The sequence below is a fragment of the Methylobacterium sp. WL18 genome (assembly GCF_008040015.1).
Lineage (GTDB): Bacteria > Pseudomonadota > Alphaproteobacteria > Rhizobiales > Beijerinckiaceae > Methylobacterium > Methylobacterium mesophilicum.
The window spans coordinates 1-9,662 of the sequence record NZ_VRVD01000127.1 but is presented as its reverse complement, the minus strand read 5'-3'; the positions used below and the strand labels follow the sequence as shown (position 1 = coordinate 9,662).

The 9,662-nt window shown below is 72.5% G+C and carries 5 protein-coding genes and 2 pseudogenes; 5 read left to right on the top strand and 2 right to left on the bottom strand.

What is annotated here, in order from left to right:
• The 5 genes and pseudogenes from FV228_RS11985 to FV228_RS11965 form a co-directional block, all read left to right on the top strand.
• Positions 1-197: pseudogene (locus tag FV228_RS11985) on the top strand (DUF393 domain-containing protein); the annotation flags it as partial.
• Positions 198-289: 92 nt separating this feature from the next.
• A complete protein-coding gene (locus FV228_RS11980; RefSeq protein ID WP_147854830.1) occupies positions 290-742 on the top strand; it encodes a hypothetical protein in 453 nt (150 codons plus the stop codon).
• A gap of 77 nt (positions 743-819) precedes the next feature.
• Positions 820-1,227: a FixH family protein gene (locus FV228_RS11975; protein WP_246693891.1), complete on the top strand. Its 408-nt coding sequence runs from the start codon at positions 820-822 to the stop codon at positions 1,225-1,227.
• Positions 1,224-2,663 carry an efflux RND transporter periplasmic adaptor subunit gene (locus FV228_RS11970; protein WP_147854828.1) on the top strand — a complete coding sequence of 480 codons (1,440 nt, stop codon included), beginning with the start codon at positions 1,224-1,226 and terminating at the stop codon, positions 2,661-2,663. The genes FV228_RS11975 and FV228_RS11970 overlap by 4 nt, the downstream gene beginning before the upstream one ends.
• A pseudogene (locus FV228_RS11965) lies at positions 2,660-5,767 on the top strand (CusA/CzcA family heavy metal efflux RND transporter); the annotation flags it as partial. The gene FV228_RS11970 and the pseudogene FV228_RS11965, both read left to right, overlap by 4 nt.
• On the opposite strand, the gene FV228_RS11960 reads toward FV228_RS11965, so the two are convergent.
• Together FV228_RS11960 and FV228_RS11955 are read right to left on the bottom strand one after the other, a co-directional pair.
• Positions 5,748-8,990: a CusA/CzcA family heavy metal efflux RND transporter gene (locus FV228_RS11960; protein ID WP_147854827.1), complete on the bottom strand. Its 3,243-nt coding sequence runs from the start codon at positions 8,988-8,990 to the stop codon at positions 5,748-5,750. The pseudogene FV228_RS11965 and the gene FV228_RS11960 overlap by 20 nt on opposite strands.
• A 10-nt stretch (positions 8,991-9,000) precedes the next feature.
• The coding region (locus FV228_RS11955) for an efflux RND transporter periplasmic adaptor subunit (RefSeq protein ID WP_147854826.1) at positions 9,001-9,662 on the bottom strand (662 nt) is incomplete at its 5' end.

Genomic DNA, 9,662 nt, shown 5'->3' with positions numbered 1-9,662 from the left:
ACGGCCGGCTCGTGTCGGGGGCGGCGGCGTTCGCGCGGCTGTGGCGCGTCCTGCCGAACTGGCGCTGGCTCGGCCGCCTCGTCGAGCTGCGCGTCTTCGGGCTGCGTCCCATCCTGACCGTGGCGGAGGCGGCCTACCGGCTGTTCCTGCCCCTGCGGCCGCGGCTGGCGCGGTTGATCACCCGCCGGCACCGCTGAGACCGCGCGCTCGACCCGCGCGGACCCGCAGCGGATCGCCGGCGAACGATGAGGCGCTTCCGCCCTGACCCGAAAGCTGGCATCCTGACACCGTGATCCTCTGGCTGGCCCTTCGGCGGCTGCTCCCGCTCCTGGCGGTTCTCAGCCTCGCCCTGCTTCCGGTCGCCGCCCCCGCGGCGGTCGCCGGCATGCATGCGCCGACGACGGCCCAAGCGGAGCGGTCCGCGCCGCATGAGCACGGCCACGCGATGGCGCCGATGGACATGGCGCCGATGGACGACATGGCGGGAGCCGCCATGGACGCCATGCCCTGCTGCCCGCCCGAGGCCGCGGCCCCGTCGGACCAGCAGCCCGGGGACGGGTCCGAGGGCTGCCTCAAGGGCTGTCCGCTGATGGCCCTGTGCCTTGCCGGCCTCGCCTCCTTGCCGCCGTCCGGGATCGGCCTGCCGGTGCCCTTCGCCACCGGGGCGCCTCTGTTTGCCCGGAAGGCGGCGCGGTTCGCCAGCGTGACCGGGACACCGCCGCCAGAGCCGCCCCGAGCCTGACCCCGATGCCGCGGGCCATGACGCCCGCGTGAGGCTGCACGCCCGTGCGGCCGGACATCGTGTTCAGGAGATTCTGTGTGACCTTTCAATTCCTTGCCCAATCCCTGGCGCGCGCCTGCACGGCCGCGCTCGTCGGCACCGCTCTGTGTACCCCGGCCCGGGCCGCACCGGCGGATTACCGGTTCGAACTCGTCACGCAGGAGGCCAAGGTCGGCGACGCCGTCCTGACGATCCGCTTGGTCGACACGCGCAGCGGCCAGCTGGTCACCGACGCGGTGATCTTCGCCAAGCGCATCGACATGGCCCCCGACAGCATGGACGAGATGACCTCGACCCTCGCGCAGCTCCCGTCCACGGAGCCGGGCCTCTACCGGTTCAGGACCAAGCTCACCATGGCGGGGAGCTGGCGGTTGTCGCTGGGGGCCAAGGTCCAGGGCGAGACCGGCACCGTGAGCGACAAGCTCGTCTTCCGGGCCGTGCCGTGAGCCGCGCGGCCTGGCTGGCCGGGACCCTCGCCGCCCTGGCGGCGGGGGGCCTCGGCTATGGGGCAGGGCGCGTGAGCGACAGCGCAGCACCCCTGTCCATCGCCCGCGCCTGGGCGGGTTTCGCCGGCGGGAGTCCGGCTGCTGCGCCGAAGCCTACGGGGCCGGTGGTCTATTACCAGGATCCGGACGGCAAGCCGGTCTACTCCCTGTCGCCGATGATGACCGAGGACGGGCGCCTGTTCCGGGCCGTCCAGGCCAGCGAGGATCTACGATTCGACCGGCCCGCCGCCGAGGACGTTCCGGGTCGGGCCGGGCCAGGGGAGGGCGACGGGCCAAAAAAAGATCCCGGCCGAACGGTGCGCTACTACCGCAACCCGATGGGTCTGCCCGACACCTCGCCGACACCCAAAACGGATTCGATGGGGATGGACTACATCCCGGTCTATGACGACGACGACCCGGATCCGAGCACCGTCACGGTCTCGCCGGGCCGGATCCAGCGCACCGGCGTGCGCAGCGCCGTGGTCGAGCGCCGGGTCGTGTCCCGGCCGGTCCGGGTGCCGGGCACGGTGGCGCTCGACGAGCGCCGGGTCACCGTGGTGGCGACCCGGGCGGACGCCTATGTCGACCATGTCGAGGACGTCACCACCGGCGACCGTGTCCGGAAGGGCCAGAATCTGGTCTCGGTCTACGCGCCGGAGATCAACGCCGCCGCCGCGCAGCTCATCGCCAATCCGGGCTTCGACGGCGCCCGGCGCCGCATCCGCAACCTGAACGTCTCCGAGGCGGTGATCGCCGAGATGGAGCGGACCCGGACGGTGCCCCGCGCCATCACCTGGGCCTCGCCGCGCGACGGGCTGGTGCTCGAGCGGCGGGCCGTGGAGGGCATGAAGGCCGCGGCCGGCGACACCCTGTTCCGGATCGCCGACCTGTCGCAGGTCTGGGTGCTGGCAGACGTGCCGGAGCGCGACCTCGCCGGCATCCGCGTGGGTCAGGCCGCAACCGTGCGGGTGCCCGGCCGGACCGCCACCGGCCGGGTCGGAGTGATCTACCCGCAGGTGAACCGGGAGACCCGCGCGACCCGCATCCGGATCGAATTGCCGAACCCGGACGGGCTGCTCCTGCCCGACATGTATGCGGACGTCGAGATCGCCACGGGCGCCACCGAGCCGGTGGTGGCGGTGCCGGAAGAAGCCGTGCTCGAGACCGGATCGCGCCAGGCGGTGCTGATCGAGGCCGGGGAGGGCAGGTTCGCGCCCCGGGCGGTCGAGATCGGGCGGCGCGGCGACGGCTTCGTCGAGATCCGCGCGGGCCTCCGGGCCGGCGAGCGGGTCGTCACCGCGGCCAATTTCCTGATCGACGCCGAGAGCAACCTGAAGGCGGCGCTGGCAAGCCTCGCCGCCCCGCCGGCCGCCGACGGGGAGGGCGACCCATGATCGCCCGGCTGATCGCCTGGTCGGCGCGCAACCGCGTGCTCGTGCTGATCGCCACCGCCTTCGCGGTGGCGGCGGGCGTCCAGGCCCTGCGCACCCTGCCGCTCGACGCCATCCCGGACCTCTCGGACGTACAGACCATCGTCTACACCGAGTATCCCGGCCAGGCGCCGCAGGTGGTCGAGGACCAAGTCACCTACCCGCTGACCACCGCGATGCTGACCGTGCCGCGGGCCAAGGTCGTGCGCGGGGTCTCGATGTTCGGGGTCTCGTTCGTCACCGTCATCTCCGCGGACGGCACCGACCCGTACTGGGCACGCTCGCGGGTGCTCGAAGTCCTCAACGGCGCCGGCGGCCGCCTGCCCGCCGGGGTGATCCCGACGCTCGGGCCCGACGCCACCGGGATCGGCTGGGTCTACCAGTACGTGATCCTGGCCCGGCAGCGGACGCTGGCCGAACTGCGCTCCCTGCAGGATTGGGTGGTCCGGTTCGCGGCCTCGCGCGGGGAGGGGGTGGCGGAAGTCGCCCCGGTGGGCGGCTTCGTCAAGCAATACAGCGTGGTGGTCGACCCGAACCGCCTGCGGGCGCAGGGCATCAGCCTGAACCGCCTGCGGGACGCGATCCGGGCGAGCAACGCCGATGTCGGCGGTCGAACGGTCGAGCTGTCCGAGTTCGAGGTGGTGGTGCGCGGCCGGGGCTACCTCAAGGGCACCGCCGACATCGGAGCCGTCGTGCTCAAGACCGACGCCGGCACGCCGGTGCGGGTGCGCGACGTCGCCCGGGTCGAGATCGGGCCCGACGAGCGGCGCGGGATCGCCGAGCTCGACGGCGAGGGCGAGGTCGCGGGCGGCATCGTGGTGCAGCGCTTCGGCGCCAACGCCCGCGCCGTCATCGCGAGCGTCAAGGATCGCCTGGCCGAGATCGGCAAGAGCCTGCCGTCGGGCGCCGAGATCGTGCCGGTCTACGACCGGTCGCAGCTCATCGACGCGGCGATCGCGACGCTGACCCACACCCTGGTCGAGGAATGCGCGATCGTCGCGCTGGTCTGCGTCGTGTTCCTGCTGCACCTGCGCAGCGCGCTGGTGGCGATCCTGATGCTGCCGGTGGGGATCCTGATGGCGTTTTCCGCCATGCGGGCGCTCGGGCTTGGCGCCGACATCATGAGTCTGGGCGGCATCGCCATCGCGGTCGGGGCGATGATCGACGCCGCCATCGTGATGATCGAGAACGCCCACAAGCACCTGGAGCGCGCGCCGCCGGGCCGGCCCCGGGCCGAGATCCTGGTCGGGGCCGCCGCCGAGGTCGGGCCGTCGCTGTTCCTGTCGCTCCTGGTGATCACGGTCTCGTTCCTGCCGATCTTCAGCCTGGAGAGCCAGGAAGGCCGGCTGTTCGGGCCGCTCGCCTTCACCAAGACCTTCGCGATGGCGGCGGCCGCGCTGCTGTCGGTGACCCTGGTGCCGGCGCTGATGATCCTGTTCGTGCGCGGCCGGATCGTCCCGGAGCACCGCAACCCGGTGAACCGGCTGCTGATCGGGATCTACCGGCCGCTGATCGCCGCGGTGCTGCGGGCCCGGATCCTGACGCTCGTCCTGGCGCTCGGGATGCTGGCCGCCACGATCTGGCCGGCGCGCCAGCTCGGCTCGGAATTCATGCCCGAGCTCAACGAGGGCACGCTGCTCTACATGCCCACGACCCTGCCGGGCCTCTCCGTCACCAAGGCGGCCGAGCTGCTGGCGACCCAGGACCGGATCATCAAGACGTTCCCGGAGGTCGCCTCGGTCTACGGCAAGGCGGGCCGGGCCGGCACCGCGACCGATCCGGCGCCGCTCGAGATGTTCGAGACGATCATCCGGCTCAAGGCCCCGGAGGCGTGGCGGCCCGGCGTGACGCTGGCGAGCCTGCGGGCCGAGATGGACAAGGCGCTGCAGTTTCCCGGCGTGTCCAACGCCTGGACCCAGCCGATCCGCGCCCGGATCGACATGCTGGCCACCGGCATCCGCACCCCCGTCGGCGTCAAGCTGTTCGGCCCCGATCTCGCCGCCCTGGAACCGGTCGCCCGGGCGGTCGAGGCGGTGCTCCGCACGGTCCCGGGCACGACGAGCGCCTATGCCGAGCGGGTCGTGGGCGGCACCTTCCTCGACATCACCCCGGACCGGGAGGCGCTCGGCCGCTACGGGCTCACCGTCGGCGACGTCCAGGACGTGGTGGCCACCGCGCTCGGCGCCGCCACCGTCACCACCACCGTGGAGGGGCGCGAGCGCTACGGCGTCAGCGTGCGCTACCCGCGTGCCCTCCGGTCCGACCCGCAGGCGATCGCCGATGACGTCCAGGTGGCGCTCCCGGGCGGGGGGACCGTGCCGCTCGGGGCGGTCGCGACGATCCAGCTCGTACGCGGGCCGACGTCGATCCGGAGCGAGAACGGGCGCCCCGCGCTCTACCTGTACGTCGACATCGCCGGGCGTGACCTCGGCGGCTACGTCGAAGAGGCGCGGGACGTGGTGGCCCGCGCGGTGACGCTGCCCGAGGGCGTGACGCTCCAGTGGAGCGGCCAGTTCGAGGCCCTGGAGCGGGCCGAGGCAAGGCTGCGGATCGTCGTCCCGGCGACCCTGCTGGTGATCGTCCTGCTGCTCTACCTCGTGTTCCGACGGGTGACCGAGACGCTGATCGTGCTGCTGTCGCTGCCCTTCGCGCTGGTCGGCGGCGTCTGGCTGATGTGGGCCATGGGGTTCCACCTGTCGGTCGCCGTGGCGGTGGGTTTCATCGCGCTGGCCGGCGTCGCCGCCGAGACCGGGATCCTGATGCTGGTCTATCTCGACCAGGCGCTCGCCGAGCGGCGCGGGGAGGCGGCCCGGGCCGGGCGACCCCTCACCCGCGCGGACCTGCGCGCCGCCATCATGGTCGGGGCGGTGGAGCGGGTCCGCCCCAAGATGATGACCGTCGTGGCGATCATGGCCGGCCTCCTGCCGATCCTGTGGAGCACCGGGGCGGGCTCCGAGGTGATGCAGCGGATCGCCGTGCCGATGATCGGCGGCATGGCCTCATCGACGCTCCTGACCCTGATCGTGATCCCGGCGGTCTACGGCCTGGTCAAGGGCTGGGGCCTGCCGGCTGAGCCGACCTGCCAGGCTCGGCGCCGGACGGGGCCGCGGCCCTCCCGAAGCGCGCGTAGAGGGCCGGCAGGACCACCAGGGTCAGCAGGGTCGCGCTGATCAGGCCGCCGATCACCACGGTGGCCAGCGGCCTCTGCACCTCGGCGCCCGTTCCGGTGGCGAGCGCCATCGGGACGAAGCCGAGCGACGCGACCAGCGCCGTCATGGCCACGGGCCGCAGGCGGGTCACGGCCCCCTCCAGGATCGCCGCCCGCAGGGGCCGGCCCTCGGCGACGAGCTGCTTGATGAAGCTCAGCATCACCAGGCCGTTCAGCACCGCGACGCCCGAGAGCGCGATGAACCCGACCGCGGCCGGCACCGACAGCGGCATGCCCCGCAGCCACAGGGCCGCGATCCCGCCGGTGAGCGCCAGCGGCACCGCGGAGAACACCAGGAGCGCGTCGCGCGCGCTGCCGAGCGCCGAGGTCAGCAGCAGGAAGATCAGGCCGAAGCAGACCGGCACCACCAGGGTCAGGCGCCGCCGGGCCGAGGCGAGGTTCTCGAACTGGCCGCCCCAGGTCACGTAGGAGCCGGCCGGCAGCGCAATCTGCTCGGCGACCTTCGCCTGCGCTTCGGCCACAAGCGAGCCGATGTCCCGGCCGCGCACGTTGGCGGTGACGACGACGCGCCGCTGGCCATTCTCCCGCGAGATCTGGTTCGGCCCCTCGGTCACCGAGAAGCTGGCGACCTGCCGCAGCAGGACGGAGGCGACCTTGCCGTTCGGCCCCGGGGGGAGGGGGACGGGCAGGTTCTCCAGGGCCTCGCGGTCCTCCCGGACGGCGTCGGTCAGGCGCACCACGATCGGGACGCGCCGGTCGCCCTCGAACACGGAACCGGCCTCCCGGCCGCCGATCGCGGCGCCGATCACCTCCTGGATCGCTCCGGTGCTGAGGCCCAGCCGCGCCGCCTCGGTCCGGTCGATCCCGATCTCGAAGACCGGCAGCCCGGCGATCTGCTCGACCTTCACGTCGTCGGCCCCGTCGATGCCGCGCAGGATCGCGGCGATCTGGTTGGCGGTCTTGAGCATCGGCTCGAACGCGTCGCCGAACACCTTGACGGCGAGGTCGCCCCGGGTCCCGGCGAGCAGCTCGTTGAAGCGCAGCTGGATCGGCTGGGAGAACTCGTAGACGTTGCCGGCGAGGTCGCCCAAAGCCGCCTCGATCTGCGCCTGCAGAGCCGCCTTGGTGAGCGTGGGATCGGGCCACTCCGCCTGCGGCTTCAGGATCACGAAGGTGTCCGAGGCGCTCGGCGGCATCGGGTCGGAGGCGATCTCGGCGGTGCCGGTCTTCGAGAACACGGTGGCCACCTGCGGGAAGCCCGCCACGACCTCCTCGACCTTGAGCTGCATCGCCTGCGATTGGGTCAGGGAGGTCGAGGGGATCCGGCTGGCGTTGAGTGCGATACTCTTCTCGTCCAGCAGCGGGATAAACTCGGTGCCGAGCCGGGCCGCCAGCAGGCCGGCGCCCACGAGCAGCAGCAGGGCCGCCCCCAGGAACGGCGCCGGCGCCCGGATCGCAGCTCCGAGCAGCGGCCGGTAAGCCGCCTTCAGGCCCCGGATCAGCGGATTGTCGACCTCGGTGACCCGGCCGGTGATCACGATGGCGATCATGGCCGGCACGAAGGTCAGCGACAGGACGAACGCGCAGGCCAGCGCCAGGATCACGGTCAGAGCCATCGGCTCGAACATCTTGCCCTCGACCCCCGTGAAGGTCAGGAGCGGCCCGTAGACCAGGATGATGATCGCCTGCCCGTACAGCGACGGCCGGATCATCTCCTCGGCCGAGGCCCGGACCGTCTCCAGGCGCTCCTCCAGGGTGAGCCCGCGGCCGAGCCCCTGCTGGCGCTCGGCGAGATGGCGCAGCGCGTTCTCGGTGATGATCACCGCGCCGTCGACGATCAGCCCGAAATCGAGGGCGCCGAGGCTCATCAGGTTGGCCGAGATTTTTGCCTCGACCATGCCGGTCACCGTCATCAGCATGGCGACCGGAATCACCAGGGCGGTGACCAGGGCGGCCCGGATGTTGCCCAGCAGCAGGAACAGGATCGCGATCACCAGGGCCGCGCCCTCGGCGAGGTTCCGGGCCACCGTGCGGATCGTGGCCTCGACCAGGACCGTCCGGTCGAGCACCGTCCGCACCACGATCCCGGGCGGCAGCGTCCGCCGGATCTGGGCCATGCGGGCCTCGACCGCGGCCGCGACCGTGCGGCTGTTCTCGCCGATCCGCATCAGGGCGGTGCCGATCACGGCCTCCCGGCCGTCCACGCTGCCGGAGCCGGTGCGCAATTCGCGCCCGAACCGCAGGGCTGCCACGTCCCGGACCCGCACCGGCACGCCGCCCCGTGTGGCCACCACCACGTCGGCGATCGCCTCCATGCTCTCCAGGCGGCCGGCGGCGCGCACGATGGTGCCCTCGCCGTTATCCTCGAGGTAGCGGGCGCCCTGGTTGGCGTTGTTGGCCTCGAGCGCCCGGACCACGTCCGCGAAGGACAGGTCGAGGGCGGTCAGCTTCGTGGGGTCCGGCTGGACATGGTACTGCTTCTCGTAGCCGCCGATGCCGTCGACCCCGGCCACCCCCGGCACGGTGCGGATCTGGGGCCGGATGATCCAGTCCTGGACGGTGCGCAGGTAGGCGTTCCGCTCCAGCTCGGTGGCGAGACTCTGGCCCTCCGGCGTCAGGTAGCTGCCGTCCGGCTGCCAGCCCGGCCGCCCCCCGGGCGAGACCGTTCGCGCGTCGGGCTTGGCGTACTGGACCGACCACATGGTGATCTCGCCCAGCCCCGTGGAGATCGGGCCCATATGCGGCTCGGCGCCGGGCGGCAGGTCGCCCTTCACCTGCGACAGGCGCTCGGCGACCTGCTGGCGGGCGAAGTAGATGTCGAGCCGCTCGTCGAAGATCGCGGTGACCTGCGAGAAGCCGTTGCGCGAGAGCGAGCGGGTGTATTCGAGCCCCTTGATGCCGGCGAGCGCTGTCTCGACCGGGTAGGTCACCTGGCGCTCGACATCGACCGGCGACAGCGACGGCGCCAGGGTGTTGATCTGCACTTGATTGTTGGTGATGTCGGGCACCGCGTCGATCGGCAGCCGGGTCAGCGCCGTGGCGCCGAAGCCCGCCGCCAGCAGCACGAGGAGCAGGACCAGCCAGCGCTGGCGGATCGCGACGTCGAGGATGCGGCTGAGCATGTCCGGCGCCTCAATCGTCGTGGCCGGCTTCGGCCTTGCCGAGCTCGGCCTTCAGCAGGAAGGTGTTGCCGACCGCGATCTCGGCGCCGGCTGCGAGCCCCGCCGTGACCGCGTAGGATTCGTCGTCGGAGCGCCCGAGTTCGACCGGGCGCATGGCGAAGCCCTCGGGCGTGCGGACGAAGACCACGCGCGCCCCCGCCACGGTCTGGAGCGCCGCCTTGGGCACCCGGACCGGCACGGGATCCCGGTCGATCTCGATCTCGGCGGTGACGAAGGTGCCGGGGCGCCAGGCCAGGTCGGCATTGGGCAGGGCGACCACGACCCGGGCCGAGCGGGTCTCCGGGTTGAGGAACGGGCTCACGAAGATCACCCGGCCCTCCTGGTGGCGGCCGCCGCCCTCCCGGCTCGGGGTGACGGTCACGCGGGCGCCCTCCTGCACCCGGGCGAGGTCGAGGGTCGGCACCGACAATTCGATCCAGACGGTGGAGAGGTCGGCCACCAGGTAGATCTCGGCCGGGTCGCCCTCCTTGCCGACCGCCGAGCCGACATCGACCTTCCGTTCGACCACCCGCCCGGCGAACGGCGCGCGCAGTTCGTAGCGGCGCAGGGTCGAGAGCGTCGGGGTCGCCTCGTCGCGCTTCTGCGCGGCCGCGACCGCGGCGGCGTCGAGCC